Source organism: Klebsiella sp. S69 (assembly GCF_016516145.1).
GTDB classification, from domain to species: domain Bacteria; phylum Pseudomonadota; class Gammaproteobacteria; order Enterobacterales; family Enterobacteriaceae; genus Klebsiella; species Klebsiella oxytoca.
The window spans coordinates 187091-213611 of sequence record NZ_JACVUU010000002.1; the positions used below are offsets into that span (position 1 = coordinate 187091).

A 26521-nucleotide genomic window follows, 5' to 3' on the forward strand; every position below is an offset into this window, starting at 1 on the left:
CTCTCCTGAGGAAAGTATTTATTGGTCTGTGCTGTTTACTATTAAATCGTAAAGCTCCTCACTTGATTCTGATTTTATTAATTGTTCAACGATATCATCATCTCCTAAAGCAACCGAAATTTTCGCGAGTGCTTTAATATGGGCGGAGCCCTTGTCAACATCCCTTACCGCGAACAGGATAACCAGTTTTACATCAGAATCATCCATTGTTTCCCAATCTACTGAGTTTTTGAGTTTTGCTATAGCGATTCTCGTTTCTTTTACCCATGGAGATTTTCCATGTGGGATCGCAATTTGATTTTCGAAACCGGTTGAACCTAGTTCCTCTCGTTCGAGAACATCCTGAATAAACCCCTCTTTATTAGATATAATCTCTTCTGAATATAAACAATCAGTCATCTTTTGAATAACTTCAAGCTTATTGTTTGCGACAAGATCAGTAAGCACACATGATTTACTTAATAAATCAGTTATAGATACAGCATTCAGCATATTTTACTCCTTAACATTATTAATCGAACCTAAGCATTCGATCACTCTTACAACATCCTTTTTGCCAAATAATGCAGATACATAGGCGACAGGAACTTTCATCCCTTCAAGGCGAATTGTTGATATAACTAAATCACATGTTTTATTTTCTAAGGTCTCTTTTAGTTTACTCCCGGAAACAATATCAATAATATCCCACTCGGGAAAAGTTCGGATAATTCTACTGGATAACAATTGTGATGCACCAACTCCACTGGAGCATACGAGAATAACTTTCTTTCTTTCAATTGTTCTCTCTATGGCTGATTGAATATATATCGTAAGATAAGCAACCTCATCATCAGATGGAATACTTGAATTTCGCACTGAGTCAATTTTCATCACGGAGATTTTAACCGCATCAAAAACCATAGTAAGCTCGTTCTTAATATCTTCCAGTATAGGGTTGTGTATTGTGATGCCATACATCAACCGATTTAACATTGGTTTTATATGTGATATTAATTGATTCTTTAACTCATGATCACCATTAAGATCTATATTTATCAGCGTGGAAATGTTTTTTATTAATAATTTCGTATATTCCATAACAACTAAGTCAACCGGTTTATTTTGTGACAGTTCGTTATGATTCCCACCAGAAGATACAATGTATTGATAAATATAACTCACCTCAATTGCAGGGAAGGCTATTTTATAATGATCACTTAACCATTGAACTGACTTTTCAGCTACCGTCCATTCTGTTCCTTGATGTTTAATATATTCGTGTTGAATATCGATATCGTCGCTCATATTCATCACCCGTCTGATTGAAACGAGGAGATGAGAAAATAAATTTGTATAATATGGGTCGCTAATTATGCAACCTAACTCATTTTCTATAAATGAAATGAGTGATATGCAATTTGATACATTTTTCTCCCCAAACTCAGCAATGAGTTGGCTTCGGGAAAAACGGTCAATTCTGCTATCCGTTAGTTGGTAGTGACTTACAACACTTGATGTAATAATTTCTTTTAATGCCATCCTTATATTATAGTCATTTCCTTCAATAGACGTACCATTATGATTTTTTATCATCTTTAATGAAAATCTGCCTACCCAAACATCAATTTTTTTTAGGTCTTCGACTATTGAAGAACGACTTATTGAAAATTTCTCCGCCAGGTAAGTTATCGAAAATGGTGTAGGTGAATACGAAAGTAATTCAGTTAAAATGCTCACAAGCCTTCTGTTAGTTAATACGCTCTGTACCTGCACAAAATCATCTTCTGGACCATGAGGTGATGGTAAAATCCCCTGGGTTTCCAGTTTCAAACCGAGTCCAGGTTTTGTAATTATTCTGTTTTCTTTTCTTACATAAAAAGAATTTATCGACTCAACATCTCTGCGAAGAGTGCTCACAGAAATATTCAATTTTTCAGCAACTTTTGTGGCTGGGATCCAGTCATCTTGCTCTGTCAGTAAGTTGAATATTTCAAGTTGTCTTTTATTAAGCACTTTCACAATCATCCTCTCATCATATCAAAAGTAATGTTGGTGCCTGCTATGTTGAAGTTATAGTCTCTGAAATAAGTACAAGAAATACTAAATTTTGAGCACAGTATGATCATATGTATGAACACAATGAACCCATAGTGTGTGCTAACTATTTGATAAGTAAGTATTAAAATGTATATCATTATAAGTAAAGTTCATCAGGATGAGATAGTGGTCACAATATTTAAAAAATATCATTCATTATATTGAGATGACAATCACATTTTAAAATGCAGATGAAAGACTTTACTATTAGTTACTTCAACAACAATATCATTTCCAACTTATTAGCTTTGTCTAGTAAACATTCTACTAATAAATGGTTTTTAAAGAACAGCCGAGACATTTCTCAAATGCGCCCTTACGCTTATGAAACAGCACAAAAATGAATGTAAGTATCCCGGTAAACCGAACCATTCACTTTTAGAGATCTTCCGACGTACTGATTATGTCCTGTGAGCAGATCACCATGCGTAAAGCCCGATTCACCGAGAACCAGATCATTGCCGTTCTGAAGTCCGTCGAAGCCGGACATACCGTTAAGGATGTCTGCCGTGAAGCCGGTATCTCTGAAGTCAGCTATTACAACTGTAAAGCGAAGTTTGGCGGTATGGAAGCCTCTGATATCAAAAAGATGAAAGACATGGAGGATGAAAACCGTCGACTCAAACAGATGTTTGCTGGTCTCAGCCTTGAATGCCGTGCACTGAAAGACGTTATCGAAAAAAAGCTTTAAAACCAGCGATAAAACGTGAGCTCGTCGGTTACCTGATTGCGCAATTTACCATGAGCATCCGCCAGGCCAGCAGGGCGTTATCGCTGAGCAGGACGGTCTATTTTTACCAACCCGATACCCGGCATGATGATCCGGTGATCCAAGTGCTGACTGAGTTGGTAGAGCACTACCCACGGTCTGGTTTTCAGAAGCTATTCCAGTTGCTACGCAGGCAGGGTAAGGCCTGGAACCATAAACGCGTTCACCGCATTTACTGTCTTCTGAAACTGAATTTTCGCCGCAAGGGAAAGCAACGTTTGCCAGTACGCAACTCGGCGCTATCCGCTGAAGATGCGTATGGACAACGGACCAGAACTGGTCTCACTGGCGCTGGCCCAATGGGTTGAGGAACATGGTGCGTTGCTTGAATTTATCAAACCGGGAAAGCCGACAGATAACCCGTTTATTGAATCATCTTACGGTAGCCTGCGTGATGAATGTCTGAACATTCACTGGTTCCTGTCGTTGGACGATGCGTAAGGCAAACTCGATAATTGACGCAGAAATATAATCATGAGGGACGCATTTATCATTAATGGCATGACGCCAGCTGAATTTATCCAGAGTTTACAAAAAGACGAAGATGCCTGATTTAGCGTTGTACTGATTTGGATCAATATCATCTATTCAGGTGGCCAAATTAACTATGCCACTACATATCACCAGCAACTGAAGCGGAATGCAAACCTGCATTCCGGCGCCCCTCTATTCATAATATCCATCATAGGAAACATCATGATGCCTTCTGCGTATCATACGAGTGACTTTTTACTCCAGGTTAGCATGAAACTGCCACAGCGAATGAATATTAAGTTGACGTTTCTCAATAATCATCAGCGCAATGATATCCCCGACCAGCAGAAGTGACTGTTCAAAGAGACTGGTCATAGGTTGCCGTGAAACAATTTCATCAGGCAGATGTAATTTGCTGGAAACGGGTATACGAATAAAATGATCCCGGTACTCCTTCATTGAACAATCCGGGTTTGCTCCAATATGCACTACCATCGCTTTATAGGTTTTGGCTTTCCGGGCGATACCCAGAGGAAACAAAGTTTCACCACTTCCTGAGCCCACAATAAGGAGGTCATTTTCAGTAATTGCTGGTTCTGTAATTTGTCCGACGACAACAGTATTTATGCCCAGATGTGCCAGACGTTTGGCAATTGCCTGCAGAGAAAGCATGACACGACCAACCCCAACAAAAAAAACCTTATCTGCCTTCTCCATCAATCCAATCAGAAGTTCAACTTCTGCCGGGTTAATCTGCTCCATAGCATCACTAATTTCCTGCACAACACGACGTTCAGTAGTGACATAATCCATTATGCATGTCCTCCACTTTGTTGAATCAGATTTCGCAAAGCCTGTCGGTTTTCCAGAAGCGAATGGCCCTTGCGGTATAAACTGGTACTACCCAGGACAAGATTGTCCGCCCCCGCAGCAATCAGTTGAGGTATAGTGGCAAATGAAACACGTCCATCCACCTGAATACGTGGAGGTGTTGCAAGTGATTTGAGACGTTCTGCCAATTGCTGCACTTTCGTGGCGGCATAACTCACCTGCTGCTCATCTGGATTATCGGCATAACCTGGATTAATCAGCATCAACAGAACATTATCCAGCTCAGGCAGCAGAAAGTCGCAAGCTGCCAACGATGTAGCCGGATTTAGTGCTAGTCCCGCTTTTACCCCACGGCCTTTAATCATATTCACTAGGCGGTCGGTATGTAGAGCGGTCTCATAGTGAAAAGAGATTTGTTGTACTCCGATTTCAAGGATTTTCTGGACAAAAAATTCATTATCTCTTGCCATAATGTGCACATCAAAATCCAGAGTAGTGATATCCCTGAGCCGTTTGATAGTATCCAATCCAAGCGGCATTGCCGGACTAAATACCCCATCAATAATATCAATATGGAGGGCATCGATCTGCGCTTCCTCCAGTGCTTTGACAGAGGTTTTCAGGTCCAGCAAATCCGCACACATAACAGATGGTGACAGTAAGATTTTTCGTTTCATCTTGTTCCTCTCGACATCCCTTCAGAGGGATATATTACCGACAAACACAATCGCAACATAACGCAATAATTCGCAATTTTGATTTGCAGTATTAGCAATAACCCACCTCAAAACAAGAAGCTAAAACCAAAAATGAGACATTGATCACGTTATTTTGGTTGCGAATGGTTGGGCTTTCTCTCCGTGATGACAGTTATTCAGGTCTTGCACATGGTAGAATTCCTGCTAATCTTGCTCTCTTAATATTATGAGTTGGGATTGGTTGGTTTTTCTTGACAAGGTGTTTTGATGGCTTCTTCTTTGACGATTGAAAGACGAAACAAGCTTGCCCAAATCCTGATCGCGGAAGGTAGCGTGAAGGTTGGGAAAATTGCGGAAATGTTTGGGGTTTCTACCGAGACAATTCGAAAAGACTTAATTTATCTTGACAAAAAAGGTATCGCCACAAAGGGTCACGGAGGCGCAATAGCCTCCGGGAATATTCTTGCCATCGAACAACCTCTGGCCCTGAAAACCAGTGAACATCTTCAAATTAAAGAGCAAATTGCACAAATTGCAATTCAGTTGATCCCTGAACGGGGCGTGGTGATCCTTGATACAGGTAGTACTGTCCAATGTGTGGCAATGGCTTTGATGAGCAAAAGTAAATTAACAGTTATTTCTAATGCCATTAATACCATCCAGCCACTTGCTCATACAGATAATGATGTTTTTCTCGTGGGAGGGAAACTGCATGCAAACAGTCAGGCGTTGGTGGGAATGTGGGGAATTAACGCTTTTCAGTTGATTAATGCCGATATTGTCTTTCTGGGAACTGACGGATTAAAAAGCCGTAACGGTCCCTGTACCGCCTCTTATGAAGAAGCGGAAATAAAAGCTGCCATGGTGAAAAGTGCCCGCCTGAAAGTCGTCGTCAGTGACAGTACCAAGTTCACAAGTTCCGGATTGTTCCAGTTCTGCGGCTGGTCTGATATTGATTACTTCATTACCGATTCCGATATATCAGAAGATGAGTTAAATCATCTTTCAAAATTGACGGAAGTTATAGTTGCTGATTAACCTGAAAATGCTCCATACCTGAAGGAAAGTGAGCAGTTCAGTCAAGGAATGTTTCAGCTCCCCTTCCGAATAACAGTTTTGTTTTTAGTTGCGTCTCCTTTTACCTGTTTGCGGTACAGATTGCTTGCCCTCTAAGGAGTGATCAGCACCGTGCCTATAGGGGTTGGACATTGTCTGTCATCGCGCTTTTTCACACAGCGCATTCCAGACGGTGCACCATGAATAATGAGCGTTCTCAGACTCCGGTTGCCATTTTTCGTCACAGAAGACAGGAGCTGTTTTCCACCCGAACTGTGCTGGCGTGGAACCAGTCCGCACTACGCCGATAATTCTCGCCCACTCGAGAACTGTGTGGCATCAACTTCACTGAGAAACGCTGCTGCAATCAGGGGACCGACGCCTGGGATTGTTAATAGATGGAGGTACGCGATTTGTTGTGATGACAGCGCGGCAATTTCGTTATCCAGACCGGTAATTCGTTCATTTAATGCCTGCATATCTTCCCGTAGCGAGGACAGTAGTCGACGAAGGGGGAATGTCAGGCTGTTTGCGGTATCTTCAAGTAGCTCCGGTAGCTGTTGCTGGAGACGCAAGATCCCAACAGGAATAGTGAAGCTATATTTAGCGAGCAGAGAACGAAGCTGATTGACCAGCGCCGTTCTCTGCTCAACCATCAGTTGATGAGTGTTCCGAAGCGCCTTGATATCCTGTTGTTCTGTGGTTTTTACAGAAACAAAGTGAATACCCGGGCGAGATGCTGTCTCGCATATTGCCAGCGCATCATTGGCAGCATTTTTCTGGCTACGGACAAAAGCTTTTACGTGTTGTGCGGAGATGAGTCTGACGCAATAGCCTATAGATGCGAAGGTTCGCCCCCAGAAATGCGAAGTGGTACAGGCCTCCATAGCAACAAGAGTTCCAAGTTCAAACTGGCGAAGCGTATCCAGCAATTTCTGACGTGATATTTTTCTGTTCCAGACAATGGAACCATCAATCATCCAGACGCAGACCTGAAACACTGATTTGGCGATATCAATACCAACAGCTCTGATCGTACTCATGTGATTTACTCCCGTAGAAAACGCAGACAGTAAAAGTATGGCACTGGCTACGTCAGGAAGGACGTCCATCACATCACTACAGTTCCATATTTATCAACTAGAATAGGGCGATGAAAAGGTCAGTGAGTTTTACGCTATTTGGTCCGGTGATGTTAAAGAGGATAGCGTTAGGGGAGTGCTTACTCATACCCATAATGTTGTTTCTGACAACATTTCCGAAGAAGCATCTGAACGAAAATGAAGGTTATGAGCTGTTAGTCTGCTGCGGCAAATCATCTGTTGTGAGCCTATCATTCAGTGTAATTGCCGCCGTATTGGAGGTGAGCGCTCAGGTGGTCACCGAATCCGATAACAAAACGATTCATTACCATCCGTCAGTTTTATGCATCTATTCTTGCCGCTGCCAACGTGGTGCCCGTATCCGCATCTGTCGGTTTAGTACCTGACTTTTAGCTCCTACCCTCACTACCTCCTGTACTCTTCATTGAGTTACCTGACATAGTGTTGTTTTTATCGCCAATTAAGTGTGTGTTTAACCAGTACTGTATACGATCCCAGTGTCAGAGTTTAATCCAGGACAGGAGAACTAATGACCACATGCTCTGAGCGTTTTTTAAGCTACGATGATATTTGTAAACGCCCTGCTTTTGATCAAAATTATGAGATCAGCCCTGATAATTTTCATAAACTCATTGGTAAATATTCTTTTAAAGAAAGACATATTTGTCAGGTACGTACAAATAAAGGAATTTGTCGTCAGAAACATAATAATGGTTGGCTGGGTGTTTCACTGGAAGGAGTTGAAGCACTGATTGGTTGTGATTGTGCGGTAAACTATTTTTCAGCCCATAATGATTTCATCCGGGAAAAAAATCGTATTAATGATGAACTTGACCGGAAAGAAGCACTTGAGAAAATATCATTATTAATCGAAAATAAGCTGGAAACGGCGAGCTATATTGTGGACCTTGAAAAGACAGTCAAAGAGGAAGAAGGTAAGCTAAGAAAAATTTATAATACCTTCCCCAATGAGGTTTTGAGTTTTATCTACGATGCTCAGAGAACAAATAACTGGGATGTGTTTGTTGATGTGCAAAGATTAAAAACGGTTGAAGATGAAAATGGAGAATTACATACCCAGGAGATCTGGGTTAAAACTAAATTGGGAAAAATTAGTGCCATCTCTTCATCAATGGCTTTAAAACGTCTTTTAGATAACGTGACAGACCTCAGGAAATTTTATAACTCATTTGCCACGGTCAGACTTGATGATTTGGCTGACATAAAAACACCGAAGCTTAAAAACAAGTTAAGCGACTTGGTCTGAGAGATGAATATGCACAGTTGATAGTAAAATATAATGAGGAAGTTAGTGCATTTTTAAAAGAATCCAATATGGAACTTCTAATATATGTCTGTGATAGTAATAAAGAGCAATTCTTAACTACGCAGGCGTTGATGAGATTGTCTGGTTTAAAAGCCGCTCATAGTACCTATGTTGACAAACGTTTAAAAAGTATTAAAGACAAAATGGAAAAATTATTCGGGGCGATTATATAAGGAAGAGTGTTCGCTAATTACAAAAAAGAACATGCTAAAGCTCAGTCCTTTAGGGCTGAGCTTTTATGCTGCTGTATTTGTATCTTTCTGCTCATCATTGTAATCAGAGTTTCCTCGAGGTCCTTTAGGGCTTGCGGATTACCAGAGTTGTACGACAGGTTTTACCATCACACCTGTATCCGATATTTTTATAAAACCCATTTTCTTGTAATAACGAGTCAGCCGGCGTAAGGCCTTTTTTTGTTCCTGACAAAAAAGGTCGTTGGCCATTTTTTTCTGCCATTGGATATGCTCTTCATCTTCTGATGGGACCTCAAATTGCAGCGGGAACGCCTTGAGGGCAATTAACTCAGCCTGACCGCCAATACAGCGTATCCCGTCGTTAATAACCTGTAAAAAGACGTTTTTCCCTCTGAATGGTGGTAATATCTCGATACGGTCGACCAGGAGCAGGTCTGAGTTCAATATTTCAGTATCAAACAGGTTTTGAATTTTTTGTCTGAAATAACATCCACCGTTATCGAAGATTGTCCCCAGAAAATGGGCAGTATTGCTGGTGAGATCGAGGATATCCTCCGGTCGGTAGCCATTATCCATCGCATCATTAGCGTGAATCCGGTAATATTTCACTCTCCCCGCAAGTCGTTCTTCTCCGTCATCGTTACTGGCAATAATATCGCCGGTGATTGTTGTGATCCATCTGGTCTCATCGTTACCCAGAATCGATCTGGCCTGATAATTAACTGACCAGATTTCTGTGTCCTGTATTTTATTTTCCATAATGGCATTCCTGTTTGCTGAGGTGAAGGTATTACCGACCGGTCAAAATAGAACTTCTATTTGGCCACCTGAGGACTGATTACCATGAATGTTGTCCATTACCAGAGCCAGTGATGATCTCCGATTGTTTCATTTCAGCCCTTAAGGGTACACAAGAAATCCGTTCGGGCCGCACAGGGTCGTGGGTGTCAGAAGCTGTAGCGCACTCATAACCCAAGTGTAGCCAGACTGCAGAAGCATACTGAGCGACCAGAATTCACTTGCTGCTGCCGTGAGTAATAGCGTAACCAGAATGAGCACGATGGCTGACGTTATTCGCTCAACCCGGTGATATGACCGCATTGCGGTATTAACGGGAAAACCCGCCAGTTCCTGATAATCCTGTTCATCCAGAAAACCATATAACTTATTTCTCCAGGTGGTTCTGTTTTTTCCCTGCAGGGAAAGGGCATGCCGGTTGATATAGACCGACATCCCGTATGAGATGACGATATACAGGGCTAGTGCACAAAAAGCCAGAGCATACACTTTTTGCGGACCACTTGCCTTCAGAGCCTCCAGGCTGTAGCGAAGAACCAGAGTGCTGATAACCAGGGCCATATCTTTCCACAACGCGGAAGACAGGTCCCGCGACTGCTGCAGAATTTTTTGGGTATCCTCTGTCAGGCTTTTTCGCAAATCGCCCAGCGATTTCAGGGTGTCTTTTCCCCCTGTCCGGATATGGGCTTTGTAGAGCAGTCGGGCTGACTCCAGTGCCGGGGGGAGTCGACACACAATGCCTTCACAAAACGTGACACCCTCGGGCCATTCTCTGGCCAGTTCGCTGGATAGAAAGGTATGTTTAAGCTCAGTTTCGTTCCCTTCCAGAAAAATCCATTTTGCCGTTTCCTGAATGACGTCAAAGGCGGGTAGAGCCGCATGTTCTTCCCCGAAAGGGATTTTTCGTGGCGGTTTTCCGGACAATCCGACTTTTTTTATTTCGGCGGAAAAAAGCTCATTGACGAAACACTTCAACAACTCCCGGCAGGCGAGGGACGCCCAGAGCTTCATTGGTTCACCGGTCATTTTATCGCCGAATATCAGGATCCAGGGAGCAATAGTATCCGGAGGAAGAAAGTCGGTTGAAAAACATCTGATAATACTTTTTGTGACGGAGACGGTCCGAATAGGGGCGTTGGTTTCACTCCCCTCCGGCTGCATCTGTTTCCATGGCACGACCTTCCACTGTTGTGTTTCAAACGATTCGTTGACAAACAGGGCGCAGATGCGGTGATACTGACGGAGTCTGGGATCCTGGAATAAAAACGTGCGCCACCCTTCCAGGGTGAAGAGTCGCAGGATCCCGGGGATTTCATCGCTGATTATGGTGATAAAATGCTTCTGACCGGGGACACCCTGAGCGGGGTGGATATCATCCCGGCTTTCATCAACAAAGGTGATCCGGAGGTTTTCTGCATCAGTATCTATCACTTCCCCCCATAACTGAAGGGTGTCATTATCCATGCTTCCGGAAATGAATAGTTTCCGGGTGGTTGCCTGCTGATCTTCTGTGATCACCAGATCAGATGCGCGGCGTGAGCAGTCAATTGCCTTACCGATTTTTTCCAGTATCGATGTCATCTGTCACCAGCCCTGCAGTCACTATCACTATACGTTTTCGCCCGTCTTCCATCGTTTGGATATCCGGTGCATTATCCTCATCGTAGATAACAATAACATCTTCCAGAGTTTCCAGTTTTCTTTTCCGTGGCTTAGGAATGTTCTCAGGGGTGATCCGGAAAGATTCACCTGAAATTCCCAGGTCTTTTATTTTTCGGGTAAAGGATTTGACCAATGGATGATCTTCTTCCATTGGTCCAAAAATTTGGTTCAGCAGGGAAAGGGGTTCATCGGTGTTAAAATCCTGCGCCCCGTGATGTAACGTTTCATAAATCTTGTTAATACCGCTGCGTCTGATGTCGTCCGGTAACAGGTCTCGATGCTTTTTGAAGACATCCTTGAGTGCGGCAACCAGTTTGTCGCTGAGATCGGTTGTACTGTTGACGCGCTGTACCTGTAAAAAACGCTCAAAATAAACGGAGATATTGGTTCGTTTGCTGCGATCCCGTACGACAACCCGCCCTCCCTGAGAATCTTCCGTCAGGCGGACCAGAGCAATTTTCTGCATGGCTTCAGCTTTCTTGACGAAGCTTTCGCGGAAACGTTCGAGTCTGGGAACCTGAAACTCGTCTCCCTCCGCATCCAGCACGTAACGTACCACATCCTCGTTATCATATTTAATGAGGGCAAACAGTTTTTCATCGTTGAGGGTGTGAAGCTCAAAAAGAAAAAATACCCCCATACTGGCATTTTTTGTGTGGTGGTGAGACTGAAAATCGTTTGCCAGAAAGGTGGACTGCTCGGTGAAGCAGTCCGCGTCGGTATCGGCATTGTTCCTGATGAGGCGCAGAATACGCTCGGTATTGGACAATTCCGTAAAACGGAACATGTTACCGCTTAATGCAGATTTAATCCGTTCCAGGAAAAAATCGACGTGTTCAGGCGGTGATATTTCACTGAGCAGCACGGGGATCTCCAGTTCCCCACCGACGACATGAAAAATCATTCGTTTTATTGTCAGTGCATTAATTTCTTCATCCGTTAAAAAACTCATAGTGATGCCCCATTATTTCGTGTCTTATTTTATTGTTAATTGCTGTGACAATCTTTAAAGCGGGTAGTATAGGTAATCCCCCGTACATACGTAAAATATTTCAGTGCGGGGTCATGTCCCAGTTAACCCTCACCCTGTCTGTGAATAAAGGTATACCGGGAAAAGAAAAAATGAGGGAACATTCTCCCGGCAGAGATGCCGGGAGAATGGATTATAAGTATTGTTGTCTGGCGTAATCGAAAGGTGAGACCGGATTTTCACTATTTGCATCGAGAAAATCAGCCCACCACTGCAGCATCAATTTGCGTTCGTCTAAGAACTCTGCTTTATGAATATAGGCAGCCCGGACACCATTACGTTCCTGATGGCTCATCTGGCGTTCAACAGCATCCCTGGACCATAGACCAGATTCAATCAATGAACTGCAGGCCATTGCTCTGAAGCCGTGACCACAGACATCGACTTTTGTATCGTAGCCCATCAACCGCAATGCGTTATTCACGGTATTTTCACTCATAGGTCTCCAGGGATTGTGGTCGCCAGTGAAAATCAATTCATATTCTCCACTGATGGCGTGGATCTGCTTCAGTATATCCAGCGCCTGTCTGGAGAGCGGGACCAGATGCTCTGTACGCATTTTGGAACCACGGTGCGAGTACTTAACCCCTTCAATAGGTTTCCGCTCTGGAGGAATGGTCCACATGGCTTTCTTGAAGTCGATCTCTGACCATCTGGCAAAGCGTAGTTCACTGGAACGGATGAAGATAAGCAGGGTGAGTTTTGTTGCCAGTCTTGTAAGAGGCTGGCCTTTGTATGCATCAAGACGTTCAAGGAGTTCTGAAATACGACTCAGGGCAAGAGCAGGGCGGTGCTGGCGTTTCACCGTTGTTAAAGCGCCGGCCATATCCACGGCAGGGTTATAGCTGATGATGCCTGACTGGGCAGCATAGCGCATGATTGCTGTAATACGCTGCTGAAGACGGGCTGCAATTTCGTATATCTCTTTGGTTTCGGCCGCTTTGACGGGTACCAGCAAATCTGGTGTTCGCAGCGTGGTGATATCGCGTAAACCTATATAGGGAAATACGTGACCCTCAAGACTTTTGAGCACCTTCTCGCTGTGAGCTTCGGACCATTTTTTATTGCTCTTATGCCATTGACGGGCAATGAGCTCAAAAGTGTTTACGGCCTCCGGTGCAGCTTTCTTCGCTCTCCGTTGTTCACACGGGTCAATACCTTCAGATATGAGTTTTCTGGCCTCATCGCGTTTATCACGCGCTTCAGACAGTGAAACTTCGGGATACTGACCAAGCGCCAGCGTTTTCTCTTTACCAAGATGACGATAGCGCAATCGCCAGTAGCGGGAGCCATTAGGGTGAACGAGCAAAAACATGTTGCCACTGTCGGCCAGCTTATAAGGTTTTTCATCCGGTTTGGCTGCGCGGATTTTAGCGTCAGTCAGTGCCATTGCTATGTTCCTGATGTTGGATGAGGGTACAGAGTTTTATCGAATCAGACTATACCCTCATATGTACCCGCACAAGAGACTTGATGCAGGTGGAATTCGATGGAGTTCGGTGGAAACGGATGATTCGCGAGGAGCGTATTTTGGCGGGCGCAGAATGCAAAAACGGACCTCCGTGGAGGTCCGTTGATATGAATTTGGTGCCCGGACTCGGAATCGAACCAAGGACACGGGGATTTTCAATCCCTGAGTCAAAGTTAATAGTTTGTAAACAGGCGTATTTGCATACTGTAAAGAGTGTGCAAAATGACAATACTTCCCGTTATCTCTCCCAAAGGTGGAGAAGGCAAATCCACGTTTGCTGCTTACCTTGCTGGCTTTCTTGCCGATGCCGGCCTGAACACCCTTCTTGTCGATGCGGACTATTCCCAGCCGACTGCCAGCAGTATCTTTGCGCTGGAGCATGAATCCCCTTTCGGCCTCTATGAACTGCTGATGCAGATGGTCAGTGACCATACGCAGTGCATTTCTCAGACCGCCATAAAAAATCTCGATGTCATCTACTCTAACGACCCGGACGAACTGTTGCCGACCGCGATGCTCCACGCTGCAGACGGGCGTCTGCGTCTGCGTAACATACTTCAGCATCCTTTCTTTAACCGTTATGACGTCATTATTGTAGATTCGAAAGGCGCAACAGGCGTCATGACCGAGCTTTCCCTTCTGTCCTCTACCGGTAATGTGATGGGCGTTGTTAAACCCATCCTTCCGGATGTCCGGGAATTTATCCGCGGCTCCCTTCATATGCTTACCCGCCTGAAAACCTATGAAAATTACGGTATCCGCCTTCCTGATATTTCCATTCTCGTCAACTGCATCGAAAACACCCTGCTTGACCGTGAAGCGATGGACGGTCTTGCCACCATCATTAACGAAAAACACTACGATGCCGCGGCGCTGGGCAACCGTGACGTGTATCGTCTGCTCGACACCCGTATTGAGGCGCTGGATATTTTCAAACTGGGTCACGTGAAGCAGCAGCCCGTGCATCGTCTGGAGTACAAAACGCGGCGCAAAGGCCCGGCCGCAGCCGTCACTATGCACGATCTCGCGAGTGAACTGTTTCCTGAGTGGAAATCCCGCTTCAGTGACGTTCTGACCCGGGAGGTGCGCCATGTCTGAGATGATAATGCCCTGCTCCTATGAGGCAGAGCAGGCCGTGCTCGGTGGACTGATGCTTGATAATGACCGGTGGGATGAGGTGATACTGCAAATTTCCCCGGAAGATTTGTTTTCCCGGCCGCACCGTATGGTCTTCCGCGTGATGGCCGAGCTGGCCGGAGAAGGGCTACCGCTCGATCTCATCACTATTACGGAACGGCTGGAGAACAGAGGCGACCTTGAACAGTGTGGCGGCTTTGCCTATCTGGCTGAAATGAGTAAAAACACGCCGTCTGCGGCCAATATCCTGGCTTACGCCGGTGTGGTGGCGGAGAAAAGCCGCCTGCGGCAGCTGATGACGGTGGGTAACAGTCTTCTTGCCGATGTGCAGGCCCCGAAAGCGAGCTCGGCGGGCATTCTTGAGTCAGCTGAAGGTAAGCTGTTTAACATTGCCGAACAGGGAACCATGCAGCTCAACAGTGAGACCGGTGTTAACGAGTCGCTGGATAAACTGCTGACGCATCTGGAAAGCATGTCCGCCAGTGACGGCCTCACCGGGACACCGACAGGGTTCAGTGAACTGGACGCGATGACATGTGGTCTGCAACCCGGGGATCTGGCGCTTCTGGCGGCGCGCCCGTCAATGGGGAAAACCTCACTGGCGATGGCGTCCTGCACTGCGGCCGTAAGAGGAAAACCTGACGATTTCGTCTTTGTGTTCAGCCTTGAAATGCCCGCAGAGCAACTGATGATGCGCCTGCTGGCGATGGAAGGCCGGGTGGAACTGTCCCGGCTTCGCAGCGGCAACATGGATGATGAAGACTGGGCTCGCGTGTCCGCGGCTACCGGTCGCATTATTGAGTGGAAAAACCGTCTGATCATTGATGATACCAGTTACCAGACCCCGGCTACACTGCGCGCACGCGCCCGTCGCTATGTCCGCAAATACGGCAGACCCTCTCTCATCATGCTGGACTATCTGCAGCTTGTTCGCTCCCCCGAGCAGGAAAACCGCACGCAGGAAATAGCGGAAATTTCCCGTTCGCTCAAGGCGCTCGGTAAAGAACTGGGCTGTCCGGTACTGGCGCTTTCCCAGCTCAACCGGCAGGTGGAGCAGCGAGCCGATAAACGGCCCAACAATGGTGACCTGCGTGACTCCGGTGCGCTGGAGCAGGATGCGGACCTCATCATGTTTATCTACAGGGATGAGGTTTATAACCCCGGCACCCCTGATGCCGGGGTGGCTGAGATCATTGTCAGCAAGCAGCGTCAGGGTCCAACCGGCACGGTGAAAGTCAAATTTGACGGGCGCTATACGCTTTTTTCGGCGTTTCAGGAAGGCAGCTATGACTTCGGTTACCGCAGCGGGAGGAAACAGGCATGAGTCGTAAACGTTCTGAGGTGGGGGCCGCCATGCTGCAGCCGGGACGCCAGTCGCAGGCGGCCGGCAATATCAGCGTTATGCCGGCAGCCGAAATGCCCATGGTCCTGACGCTCGATCAGTTAAGCCCGAATCCTGATAATCCGCGGACTTCACGCAATCCGCGCTATGACGATATTAAGGCTTCCATCCGCTCGCGCGGGCTGGACACCGTGCCCAAGGTGACCCGGGATCCGGATGGTGAACCCGATATTTACATTTTCAGCGACGGCGGCAATACCCGCTATCAGATCCTGTCCGAACTGTGGCAGGAGACCGGCGAAGACCGGTTTTTCCGGGTCCACGTGCTGTTCAAACCGTGGCCGGGACGGCTGCAGTGCGTTATCGGCCACCTGGCTGAGAATGAAGTGCGCGGGGACCTGAGCTTTATTGAAAAGGCGAAGGGTATCCACAGCGCGCGCGCTATCTATGAAGAGCAGATGGGGAAAACGGTGTCGTTGCGTCAGTTGTCAGAGCTGCTGACCCTTGAGGGTTTGCCGGTCCATTATTCTACAGTCAGCCGCATGGAAGACGCGCTGAAATATCTTTATCCGTGGATCCCTGACCTGCTCGAATCCGGGCTCGGCAGGCCGCAGGTGGCGGCCCTGCTGGCGCTCCGGCATGATGCGGAACGCGTGTGGGATACGTTTTGCCTGATTTCAGACACAGGCGAAAAATCTTTCAGCGACGTTTTTGGTCAGTGTTGTGGCCGTTTCAACTCGCCGGAACTGTGGTCTCAGGAGATGTTTCGGGATGAACTGATCGGTGATTTACTCCAGGCCTTGCCCCATCCGGAGCTGGACTATGACCGCTGGATGATGGAGCTTGACCCCAAAGAACGCAACCGCCGGCATCACTTTGGTGACCCGGAACCGGTTGCCCTGCCTGCTACAGACAAACCTGTAAATGCTGAACCCGACCTCCCTGCAACAAAGTCAGATGAGGATGAGGGCGTCCCGCTGGCTGTCTCCGGTTCACGTCCTGAAGCCCCTGAAGGGGCGGTATCGCCCGATCAGGGTCATGCGTCTTCGCTTTCTGAAACACCGGTTAGTGAGTCTCCCCGGCATGAGGTTCAGCCGGATATGTACGGTGCGGCACCGGTTATTTCAGGTGATAGTGGGGTTATTACCGGGCTGATTACCTTCTCTGAAGGAAATGGAGAAGAGGATGGTGCGGAAGAGAATAGTGGAGAAGATGGCCTCCTTTCCCTGCTGACACCTGAACCAGAAGTTGTCCTGCAGGATGATGCGCCGGTCATTAATGACAGCATCTGGCATGTGCCGGCCCATCAGGACGATATTGAGCACCTGCAGAATACCGCCTTTCGTCTGGCATGGGAGCTGGGTGAGGTCCTTGGCTGCGAAGATGAAATTCTACCGCAACGCGACAACGACATGTCTGCCGGTTACGGCGCGGCAGGTGAGGTGTGTTCTGAAGCTGCCGCATTTCTGCTGGGCATGACCGGCGAAGCGCCTGCACTGCATCCTGCGGCAGGGGATTGTGGTCTGCCGGAGCTTTTCACCGGCGGGCCGGGTGAGGGGGAAGCACCTGCCCTGACAGATGAAGATGCTCTGAAACTGCTGCGCCTGATGCGCGTTATGCGCCGTCTCCGGGAGCTGCAACGCGGTCTGACGTACGGGGAGGATAACAGTGATGAGTAACTCACAGCGACAGTTGCGACTGCTGAATCTTGTCAGGAAACTGCTGAAGCTGGGCCGCAGCAACAGTAATGCCCATGAGGCAGGACTGGCCCTGCAGCGTGCCCAGAAGCTGATGGCCAGATACGGTATCAGCGAGCTTGACGCCGGTCTTACATCTGTGCGCGAAGCGTCTTCCCGCACGGCCCCTTCGGATGCTGAAAAAGTTCCGGAATGGATGGTGACCCTTGTCTGGGGCGTCTGTCATGCCTTTGGCTGCCGCGCTTATTACTCATGGCGTCAGACCTCTGCCGGGTATCGCCGTTCGGTAACCTTTTACGGATTCAGTGAAAAACCTGAGATAGCAGCCTATGCCTTTGATGTGCTGACGCGCCAGCTGAAAGATGCCACAAATTCTTATCTCAAAACCCAGAGCAAGCGGCTGAAACTGGCCACGCGCCGGGCGAGAGCGGAACAGTTCCGTGACGGCTGGGTATGGGGGGTGCGTGAGGTGATATCGGCGACTGACCTCAGCCGCGAAGAGCAGCAGGTGATGGGCCACTGGCTGGAAAGCCGCAGTATGAAAACAGTCACAACCCGCGAGCTGAAAGCCTGCCGCGGGGCAGATACAGCACGTTATCAGGGGTACGAGGCCGGGCAGAACGCCCGGCTTCATCAGGGTGTCAGCGGCCGGGGTCCGGCAGCCATCGGTTACCATGAGGATTAAGGGGGAATGATGAACAGTTTATCTCAGGCTGCGAACGGGCTTCTGATGCAGCTGGTAATGGATCTCAGAAGTGGCTATCTGCGCCGCTGCGAATCGCTGGGACTCAACCGGGAAGAAATGCAGATGCTGCAGGGGCTCTCGCTCGAAGAGCTGCACTACCTTTCCGGCAGTGAGGTGTCGATCATCAGTGTGGGCATCAATCACGGCAATCTGGTGCGTATGCTGCAGCAGGCCCGGACGGAACAGAAACGCCTTCAGCGAATCGACCGGGCGCTGGCGCTGGGCGGCTCCATTGAGCTGATGGCGCACTATTTCGGGCTGTCGAGCACGGACGTGGCGGCCCGCCGGCGTATTGCCGGTATCGACGTCCGGCCGGGGCGCGGTAATGCGCTCGGTGATGACGATAATGCTGCGCTCTGGCGACAGTGGCAGAAGTCAGGTGTTGACGATGCGGAAAGTGCTGACGGGCTGGACGTGATGATGCTGGCTGCAGAGCAGATGAACGTCTCGCTGACGTCGGTCTGGCACGCCGTCCGCGGCTGGCACCGTACCCGGGAGACGCAGACTCACCCTGCCCGGGCGGCGGTAAGGAAAACGGCATGAAATACAGGGTGGTTGCGCCGGGTCTGCGTGCCCCTCACGGTACGCCGCCACAGTGCTGTCAGAAGGCGTTACGGCAGGTTCGCCGCTTCCGTCAGGGGGCGCGTAATTACACCCGGCTCGATGAAAAAGGGTGTGGTTACTACAAAATCGATCTTGGCCCGTTCTGGCGGCTGCTGAGCCGCAACGAAGGCCGGACTTGGCTTCTTCTCAGCCACGAACGCTATAACAGCGCCATACGGAAATAGCGGCATACCAGTCTGTTTACCCTGCACCCGTCCGCGGGTGCAGTACTAAGCATACTGACAGAACAGAACGGCCGCGAGGGTGGCCAGAAAAGGAAGAATAATGACTCTGCCTGCAGAAAGCCTGATAGCTTACACGCTGGACAAGATGAATGCCCGTCTTGCGGCCAATCCCCGGCGGGATGAGGGGCGGATACGTAACGGCCTGCTGTTTACCGGCAATGTGCATGATGCCATTCCCCGCCGGCTGTTGCTCGACACGCGCCTGTCCCCGCTGGACAAAATGGGCTGGATGATGATCCGCCTGTATGCACAGAATAATGAAGGGGCGGTTTTCCCGAGCTATGATGAACTCCAGCTTCAGCTTGCGTCGCCCGGAAAAGGAAAGGCTTCAAGGGAGACGGTCAGCCGCGTCCTGCTGATGCTGCGAATAACCGGCTGGCTCAGTCTCTGCAAACGCGTGCGGGATGATAAAGGGCGGGTGCGGGGTAATATTTACGCCCAGCATGATGAGCCGCTGACATTCAGTGATGCGGAAGCGCTCGATCCCCGTTTTCTTGACACAGTGGCAGACGCCTGCCTGAGTAAAAACCGCACCGTCAGCCAGACCGCCCGTGACGTTCTTGACGATATAAAAAACGACCCCACCATGCGCCATTACCGTAGCCATCTTACCCTGATTGAATCGCGTCTGGGCCATCCACAGACGGCCAGCCAGATGGCAAAACGTCACGCCCGAATACCCCACCCTGCACCGGGTTCGGAATCCGGACTCAGTCAGGGCCGGCAAAAAAATGCCGCCAAAAAACCGGGTTCGGAAACCGAACTCAGTACTGAATCGTATGGAAACTTACTGAGTTCGGAATCCGTACTCCCAGTAAAATCAGGCGGTTATGACCGGGTTCGGAAACCGAACCATTACGTACGTAGTATCACACACAGTGTGAATAAAAATACGTACGTACCGGGCAAATCTGTGCTGCCTGACAGTCTGAAGGAACTGATCCCGGCAGAAGACATTGCCATGTTGACCGCTCAGCTGCAGGGACTGCCTGAGGAGCAGGCGGAACTTGTGCTGCTCAGCCTGCAGAAAGTGATGGCACGCCAGCGGCTCAGTAATCCGGTTGGCTGGTTGCTGGCCGTGATGAAAAAGGCCCGTGAGGGCAGGTTGTATGCGCCTCGTCAGGCTGATGATCTGCGTGAGCGTGCTGGGGAGAAATCCGCCCGGCGTCCTGAACAGCAGCTGTGGAAGCCAGAACCACGCACCTCTGCCCGACAGGTGTCAGAGGAAAGTATCAGGGATCTGGTCAAAAAAATCCGGAAAAAAATAATAAATTCATAATGTTGAAGGTTTTTTGAAGCAGTTGATAACGATGTCGTTCGCTTTAGCAATCAAAAGTACTGTTTAAAAAGTGAGCGCTGTTGCCAGTGGCAACACTGGTTGAAAAATGAGCGCTGTTGCCAGTGGCAACACTGGTTGAAAAATAAACACTGTTGCGCCTGACTTAAATTCGGGAGATACAGCGATTGCCATAAGACAACAGAAGGCTCTGCAAATTTGTAACGGTGACGATCTGGTTTTAGGTTGTTCATATACCCTTCTGGCCCGGACTATCTCAAGCGTGTCAAAACTCATTACCCATTAAAGAGAGGTGCCAGACATGTCTGATGGTAAAACAAAGGGCGGAACAACCGCTTCACGAGCGGGGGCACTACAGTCCTCTGTTAATATTTTGCTCCATACACATTATGCAATCCGGCTCTGGGAGGGCAGGAAACGTGATGCTCCGGACGAGGCAGGGGTGAAAAAAAAGAGACCTGAAATAATCAGCATGCCGCAAGCCATTGCGCGAGCTGGTAATGCTTCAAGAGACTCGGCTGCAGATAATCCCTATGCCGATATGGTTCTGGTACGGCTCGAAGAAGCCCTGCAACGAGCAACACGTAAAATTGATGAAAATGTCAGTTCCCTCGATGCCATATTGTCAGCCGTACCCAAAGGGGTAACGCTCTCGGAAGTTGAATCGGCCCATCCGTTAAATGTCAGTGTTTTCAGCCGTTCACCCTTAGGATACCGGTGCGTATGGCTTCTGGTTGGATATGATCAGTTAGCAATGAAAGCTTTCCAGGCCTTTCATTATGGACTGATTTCGCGTTCGCAACGTGACGCTATCCTGGACAATGGTGGCCATGCTGTCCGTCAGGTCTATGGCGTGATTCAGCCTTACAGAACACTTGCAGTGACTCGCCGTGATATTGCAGAAAAAACCACGCAAGGGCTTGTTGCGATTGAGCGAAATGGCGAACCTGATCCTGATGTGTTAAGCGGTAAAAAACGTTCTTCGTTCTCACCTCCGCTTAAAAACACCACAGCAGAGGAGGAATAATATGATTCGCTCTGTATTCCTCTTCTCTTCATTCTTTCTACTGAGTGGATGCGCAACAACAGACTGGGCTGCGATTAATAAACAGGTCAGTGACACAGCCGCAAACCTGACCAGGACTCTGGGTGGCAGCAGTAGTGGTGAAAGTGGCGGCATGCAACTGATGAGTCCGGCGGGGCAACAGGCCATGCAGTCCGTCGACAAAACGTTCTCCGTGCCGGTCGATGTGGATACTGCGGCGGCCCGCCTGAAACGACATTATAAATTTATCTCCACGCAGGAGCTTGAGACACTGCGGCAGTCCTCTAATGACGGGGACTGGAAAGCAGCGGCTGAGGATGATGCGCATCCCGTCTGGGATGCCATGCCGGGCAGCTACTACAAAATGGGGTCTGACTGGAACGGACGTGATCACCTGGATATCGAAATCGAGAAAAACGGGTCCGGCAGCAGGCTCTATGTTGTCTATCGCTCATCGTCATCCCAGCGTCTGGCCGGGTCCGGCGTCACGAAGCTGATGAATGATGTCCGCGCTGTGGCTGCGGGCGAAAAGCGCTGATGCGGGAGGCACTATATGCAACTCTTTCTGTGTGAAAAACCCTCCCAGGCAAAGGATATCGCCCGCGTGCTGGGCATCAGCAAGCGGGAGCAGGGCTTTATCAGCGGGGGTGATACCGTGGTGACCTGGGCGATTGGTCATCTGCTCGAAACTGCCAGCCCTGAAGCCTATGGCGAGCAGTATGGCAGGCCATGGCGTGCCGATGTACTGCCTGTGCTGCCTGAGGCCTGGAAAATGGTCGTCAAGGAGCAGACAAAATCGCAGTTCGCCGTTATCAGTAAGCTGCTCAAAAAGGCGTCTGAGGTGGTCATCGCAACCGACGCCGACCGCGAGGGCGAGGTGATCGCGCGTGAGCTGCTGGAATACTGCCGCTACAGTGGCGCGGTACGCCGGCTCTGGTTATCAGCCCTGGATGAGACCAGTGTGAAGGAAGCACTGTGCAGTATTCTTCCGGGAGAAAAAACAGCCCTGCTGTATGATGCCGGCAAGGGCCGGAGCCAGGCTGACTGGCTCATCGGCATGAACCTGACCCGCCTCTATACCCTCAAAGCCCGTGACTCAGGGGTGTCAGAAGTGCTGTCCGTCGGGCGGGTACAGACCCCGACGCTTGCCATGGTGGTAAACCGGGATAATGAAATCACGTCCTTCGTGCCCAAACCCTGGTGGCAGGTTCATGCGCTTATTGAAAAAGAGGGCGTCCGGTTCCGGGCGGGCTGGGTGCCCGTTGAGCAGTACTGTGACGAGGAAAAGCGTTGCATCAATCCCCAGGCCGCCCGGGCGGTGGGACAGCTGTGTCAGCAGCAGGGCAGGGCCGCGGTTCTTGAGGTAACACAGAAGCGGGAGAAAACGGCAGCGCCGCTCTGTTTTGACCTGGGCACTCTTCAGCAGGTCTGTTCCCGAAAATTCGGCATGGGCGCAAATGATGTGCTCGCTATTGCCCAGTCACTTTACGAAACCCACAAAGCGACCACCTATCCCCGGACAGACTGCGGTTTTCTGCCAACCTCTATGCAGCAGGAAATACCCGACGTGCTGGCAGCAGTGGCAAAATCCGATCCCGCTGTGGCCCCGGTACTGAATCAGTTGGACAGGCAGTTTGTCTCGCGTGTCTGGAATGACAAAAAAATCACCGCGCACCATGCCATCATTCCCACCCGACAGGCATTTGATTTGTCGCGCCTCAGCGCCGATGAGATGAAGGTTTACCAGCTGATTCGCCAGCATTATTTCGCCCAGTTCCTTCCGCTGCAGGAATCTGACGTGACGGAGACCTCTTTCAATATCGGTGGCCAGCTTTTCCGCACACGCGGGAAGGTTGGTGTGGTGACAGGCTGGAAGTCATTGTTCCAGGCTGAAAAAGATGACGATGAAGAAGACGCTGATGGTGACAGTATGGCGCTGCCGGCGCTGGCAAAAGGGGATATCTGCGCTGTTACCGGGGCTGAGGTTAAGGATATGAAAACCAGTCCACCGAAACCGTTCACGGAGGGGACGCTGATAGCTGCCATGAAGAACGCGGCCAGTTTCGTCAGTGACCCGAAGCTCAAGAAAGTGCTGCGTGATAACGCCGGTCTGGGCACAGAGGCGACGCGTGCAGGCGTGCTTGAAACCCTCTTCAAACGCCACTATCTGGAGAAAAAAGGGAAGCATATCCACTCAACGCAGATGGCCCGGGAGCTGATTGCGGCGCTGCCGGAAACGCTGACGAGCCCGGGCATGACGGCATTATGGGAGCAGGCGCTGGATGATATTTCTCAGGGAAAAATGTCGCTTGCGGTTTTTATGCAAAAGCAGTTGCAGTGGACCCGTCACCTTGTCGAAAAAGGCCGCCAGGACAGTGTGAAAATTACTGCTCCCGTCACGCCTCCCTGCCCGTTATGCAAAGGCCCCACACGTAAACGTAAAGGTAAAAATGGTGATTTCTGGGGGTGCATACGCTATCCGGACTGTGAGGGAATTATCAGTACAGGTAAGAAGAAAGCAGCGAAGCGTAAAAAAACATCGGTTAAGGCTAAAACAGAATAATCCGCGCAGTATTGAACTATTTCACTGTACAACCTCGGGTCGGGTTCTGCTATTGTTGCCAGGCTTTGATGCATAGGTGTCCCGCTGGCCACGGTGCTGTAAGGTAAACTTTAACGGGATTTACCCGCAGCAGGCCTGACAGGAAGTTATTGCACACTAACTGACCTGTAAGACGCATGCACTCCGTGAAAACCGCGTCGGGATTATTCCCCGGAGACAGATGAGACGACCGCAGGTTAAGGCACTGACCCCAGGGCACCGGAAACGGTGCCCTTTTATTTTTATGGATCACGTTTTCCATTTTGACCGTTGACATTCCGGGAGGACGGTTTAATTATAAAAGTGCTAAACCGTCGTTCATACGACCACCAATGATTCAGTAGCCTGTGAGAATCGCCTTCGGGTGGCTACAACGAAAGCTCCTGTAACCTGAAAGGGAGCAAACTTTGGTACATCTGCGCACCTTTGAAAGCAGATATCGCCTGTACAAGCGCATTACGACGCGGCGATGAAGGTTCCTTCAACATACCAGACTATCAGGATTTGCCGATCCTGACCCCCGACGGGAAACCACTCCCGTCAGGGCAGATGGTTTCTCCGTCGTACCTATTTTTACCTCCATGGAGAAAACATCATGTCTGCAAACAACACTTCTGCATCTGCAAAATCTGAGTACTTCAACCTGACTATCAAAGGCATTGGGTATCTCAGTAACATCCGCCAGGTTAACCATCAGAATGGCTCGTTCCTCAGCTGCGTAATCAATGCACTGAGTGGTCCGACTGATAATCCGGCCTACGTCCGTTTTGACATTTCTGTCGCAGGTAAAGAGGCTACCAGCCTTATCGCCCGCTGCCAGAAAGCCGTCGATGAAGACAAGAAAGTCCTGTTGGGCTTTAACCTGAGTAACCCGTCCACGGACATATTTACGCTGAACAAAGGCGACCACGCCGGCGAACAGCGCGTCAGTCTGAAAGCCCGCCTGATAAAGGTGGACTGGATCAAAATAGGCCAGGAAATGGTTTACAAGACTGAAAAATCTGACTCCGTGCCGCCACAGAATGGCTCTGCCGCACAACGCGACTACGCAGAAAACTCATTCTGATGCGCACCTGACACACCCCGTTCGCGGGGTGTTTCTTTATTCCTTACAGGAGAAATGATTATGTCCTCACGCGGCGTTAACAAGGTTATTCTTGTCGGAAACCTCGGCCAGGATCCTGAAGTTCGTTATATTCCCAACGGCAGTGCAGTTGCCACCCTTTCTCTGGCCACGTCTGAGAGCTGGCGCGATAAGCAGTCCGGCGAACAGAAAGAAGTGACCGAATGGCACCGGGTGGTTATTTTCGGCAAGCTTGCAGAAATTGCGGGTGAATATCTGCGCAAAGGCTCCCAGGTTTACATCGAGGGTCAACTGCGCACTCGCAAATGGACCGATCAGGCCGGCCAGGATAAATACACCACAGAGGTGGTGGTTAACATTGGTGGCACCATGCAGATGCTTGGCGGCCGTCAGTCCGGCAGCGGTCAGAATACGTCTTCCCGGAATGACTGGGGGCAGCCTCAGCAACCTCCAAGACCGACTCACAGTGGCCAGGCTTCCGGCAGCAGTGCCGGTGCGCCACCGATGGACTTCGATGACGATATACCGTTTATTGGATTCGGGTATGGAGTACCAAAATCAGCAATCCATGCACTCTGAACAGCCTTTATGGCAGTTGCTCTGAACTTACACATAATCCGGTCAGCATTTAAGGATAACTGACATGCCTGTTATACTGAGGATCAACGGTTTCCGGTTCTTTTTTTATTCTAATGAAGGTAACCCGCTCGAACCTGCACACATTCACGTAATGAAAGCAGGTAGTGAAGCCAAATTCTGGTTAACGCCCTCAGTGGCACTGGCCAGTAACGACGGGTTTAATTCACGGGTATTAAAAGAACTGACGGGGATCGTTGAAGATAACCAAGCATTGTTTCTGGAGGCCTGGAATGACTATTTCAGCTAAACGGGTCAGCTTCGATGAGGCCACGATGTGGGTTGAACTCAACGACGCCCGTACCATCGGTGTGCCGCTGGCATGGTTTCCACGCCTGTTGCATGCTTCAACTGAACAGCTTAACAGCTATGAACTGAGTCCCCGTGGTATCCACTGGGACGCGCTGGACGAAGACATTTCTGTTGCGGGTTTGCTTGAAGGCCGTGGCGATGTGACCCATCGTCCCCATAAAGTAGCCTGACAGCGCGCTAATAGTGAAAAACGCTGGCTTTTGCCGGCGTTTTTTTTCATCAACGGAAAATCAGTTGTTAATTGAGTGAAACCGGACCGATTCCGCACAGTGAGGGCTGTTTTA

The 26521-nt window shown here is 49.1% G+C and carries 24 protein-coding genes and 2 pseudogenes; 17 read left to right on the top strand and 9 right to left on the bottom strand.

What is annotated here, in order from left to right:
- Positions 1-18: 18 nt before the first annotated feature.
- Positions 19-492, bottom strand: a complete 474-nt coding sequence (locus IAE27_RS03155; protein ID WP_109240506.1) for a PTS sugar transporter subunit IIA — start codon at positions 490-492, stop codon at positions 19-21.
- A 3-nt stretch (positions 493-495) separates the two neighbouring features.
- Positions 496-2007 carry a BglG family transcription antiterminator gene (locus IAE27_RS03160; protein WP_265092161.1) on the bottom strand — a complete coding sequence of 504 codons (1512 nt, stop codon included), beginning with the start codon at positions 2005-2007 and terminating at the stop codon, positions 496-498.
- Between the two features lie 496 nt (positions 2008-2503).
- Here IAE27_RS03160 and IAE27_RS03165 point away from each other — a divergent pair.
- Positions 2504-3283 (top strand): annotated as a pseudogene (locus IAE27_RS03165) (transposase); the annotation flags it as partial.
- 294 nt (positions 3284-3577) lie between these two features.
- Here IAE27_RS03165 and hxlB read toward each other — a convergent pair.
- Complete coding sequence (gene hxlB / locus IAE27_RS03170; protein ID WP_109240507.1) at positions 3578-4135, bottom strand: 6-phospho-3-hexuloisomerase; 558 nt, start codon at positions 4133-4135, stop codon at positions 3578-3580.
- Positions 4135-4830 (bottom strand): ribulose-phosphate 3-epimerase, encoded by a 696-nt coding sequence (locus tag IAE27_RS03175; RefSeq protein WP_109240508.1) that lies wholly within the window; start codon positions 4828-4830, stop codon positions 4135-4137. The genes hxlB and IAE27_RS03175 overlap by 1 nt, the downstream gene beginning before the upstream one ends.
- Before the next feature lie 288 nt (positions 4831-5118).
- Between IAE27_RS03175 and IAE27_RS03180 the strand changes: the two genes are divergently transcribed.
- Positions 5119-5889, top strand: coding sequence for a DeoR/GlpR family DNA-binding transcription regulator (locus IAE27_RS03180; RefSeq protein WP_109240509.1), 771 nt, complete (start codon positions 5119-5121; stop codon positions 5887-5889).
- A 131-nt stretch (positions 5890-6020) separates the two neighbouring features.
- Here the strand turns inward: IAE27_RS03180 and IAE27_RS03185 are convergent.
- Positions 6021-7019: pseudogene (locus IAE27_RS03185) on the bottom strand (IS110 family transposase).
- 520 nt (positions 7020-7539) lie between these two features.
- Between IAE27_RS03185 and IAE27_RS03190 the strand changes: the two are divergent.
- A complete protein-coding gene (locus tag IAE27_RS03190; protein WP_200091782.1) occupies positions 7540-8277 on the top strand; it encodes a hypothetical protein in 738 nt (245 codons plus the stop codon).
- 371 nt (positions 8278-8648) lie between these two features.
- On the opposite strand, the gene IAE27_RS03195 is transcribed toward IAE27_RS03190, so the two are convergent.
- The 4 genes from IAE27_RS03195 to IAE27_RS03210 form a co-directional block, all read right to left on the bottom strand.
- Positions 8649-9290, bottom strand: coding sequence for a hypothetical protein (locus IAE27_RS03195; RefSeq protein WP_109240511.1), 642 nt, complete (start codon positions 9288-9290; stop codon positions 8649-8651).
- Between the two features lie 141 nt (positions 9291-9431).
- Positions 9432-10910, bottom strand: a complete 1479-nt coding sequence (locus IAE27_RS03200) for a hypothetical protein (protein ID WP_109240512.1) — start codon at positions 10908-10910, stop codon at positions 9432-9434.
- Complete coding sequence (locus tag IAE27_RS03205; RefSeq protein WP_109240513.1) at positions 10882-11943, bottom strand: nucleoid-associated protein; 1062 nt, start codon at positions 11941-11943, stop codon at positions 10882-10884. The genes IAE27_RS03200 and IAE27_RS03205 overlap by 29 nt, the downstream gene beginning before the upstream one ends.
- Before the next feature lie 211 nt (positions 11944-12154).
- Positions 12155-13411, bottom strand: a complete 1257-nt coding sequence (locus IAE27_RS03210) for a tyrosine-type recombinase/integrase (protein ID WP_200091784.1) — start codon at positions 13409-13411, stop codon at positions 12155-12157.
- 303 nt (positions 13412-13714) lie between these two features.
- On the opposite strand from IAE27_RS03210, the gene IAE27_RS03215 reads away from it, so the two are divergent.
- The 14 genes from IAE27_RS03215 (at position 13715) to IAE27_RS03280 (ending at position 26407) form a co-directional block, all read left to right on the top strand.
- On the top strand, positions 13715-14590 hold the full coding sequence (locus tag IAE27_RS03215) for a ParA family protein (protein WP_200091786.1): 876 nt from the start codon (positions 13715-13717) through the stop codon (positions 14588-14590).
- Positions 14583-15953 carry an SPI-7-type island replicative DNA helicase gene (gene dnaB-PI / locus IAE27_RS03220; protein WP_200091808.1) on the top strand — a complete coding sequence of 457 codons (1371 nt, stop codon included), beginning with the start codon at positions 14583-14585 and terminating at the stop codon, positions 15951-15953. The genes IAE27_RS03215 and dnaB-PI overlap by 8 nt, the downstream gene beginning before the upstream one ends.
- Positions 15950-17650 carry a ParB family protein gene (locus tag IAE27_RS03225; protein WP_200091811.1) on the top strand — a complete coding sequence of 567 codons (1701 nt, stop codon included), beginning with the start codon at positions 15950-15952 and terminating at the stop codon, positions 17648-17650. Before dnaB-PI ends, IAE27_RS03225 begins: the two co-directional genes overlap by 4 nt.
- Positions 17643-18353, top strand: a complete 711-nt coding sequence (locus tag IAE27_RS03230) for a DUF2786 domain-containing protein (protein WP_200091814.1) — start codon at positions 17643-17645, stop codon at positions 18351-18353. The genes IAE27_RS03225 and IAE27_RS03230 overlap by 8 nt, the downstream gene beginning before the upstream one ends.
- 6 nt (positions 18354-18359) lie before the next feature.
- Positions 18360-18956, top strand: coding sequence for a DUF2857 domain-containing protein (locus IAE27_RS03235; RefSeq protein ID WP_200091816.1), 597 nt, complete (start codon positions 18360-18362; stop codon positions 18954-18956).
- Positions 18953-19201, top strand: a complete 249-nt coding sequence (locus tag IAE27_RS03240) for a hypothetical protein (protein ID WP_102891651.1) — start codon at positions 18953-18955, stop codon at positions 19199-19201. Before IAE27_RS03235 ends, IAE27_RS03240 begins: the two co-directional genes overlap by 4 nt.
- Positions 19202-19301: 100 nt before the next feature.
- Positions 19302-20540 (top strand): STY4528 family pathogenicity island replication protein, encoded by a 1239-nt coding sequence (locus tag IAE27_RS03245; RefSeq protein WP_200091958.1) that lies wholly within the window; start codon positions 19302-19304, stop codon positions 20538-20540.
- Between the two features lie 319 nt (positions 20541-20859).
- Entirely contained in the window at positions 20860-21585 is a 726-nt protein-coding gene (locus IAE27_RS03250; protein WP_200091819.1) for a PFL_4669 family integrating conjugative element protein, read from the top strand.
- A gap of 1 nt (position 21586) precedes the next feature.
- The gene (locus tag IAE27_RS03255; RefSeq protein WP_161616373.1) at positions 21587-22141 is read left to right on the top strand and encodes a hypothetical protein; all 555 of its coding nucleotides are present in this window, start codon (positions 21587-21589) and stop codon (positions 22139-22141) included.
- A 15-nt stretch (positions 22142-22156) separates the two neighbouring features.
- Positions 22157-24166 (top strand): DNA topoisomerase III, encoded by a 2010-nt coding sequence (locus IAE27_RS03260; RefSeq protein ID WP_200091821.1) that lies wholly within the window; start codon positions 22157-22159, stop codon positions 24164-24166.
- 634 nt (positions 24167-24800) lie between these two features.
- Complete coding sequence (locus tag IAE27_RS03265) at positions 24801-25271, top strand: STY4534 family ICE replication protein (protein WP_010615554.1); 471 nt, start codon at positions 24801-24803, stop codon at positions 25269-25271.
- A 60-nt stretch (positions 25272-25331) separates the two neighbouring features.
- Positions 25332-25868, top strand: coding sequence for a single-stranded DNA-binding protein (locus IAE27_RS03270; protein ID WP_200091823.1), 537 nt, complete (start codon positions 25332-25334; stop codon positions 25866-25868).
- 64 nt (positions 25869-25932) lie between these two features.
- A complete protein-coding gene (locus tag IAE27_RS03275; RefSeq protein ID WP_016807972.1) occupies positions 25933-26175 on the top strand; it encodes a DUF4160 domain-containing protein in 243 nt (80 codons plus the stop codon).
- Positions 26159-26407, top strand: a complete 249-nt coding sequence (locus IAE27_RS03280; protein ID WP_029593099.1) for a DUF2442 domain-containing protein — start codon at positions 26159-26161, stop codon at positions 26405-26407. The genes IAE27_RS03275 and IAE27_RS03280 overlap by 17 nt, the downstream gene beginning before the upstream one ends.
- The last annotated feature ends 114 nt before the right edge of the window (positions 26408-26521 follow it).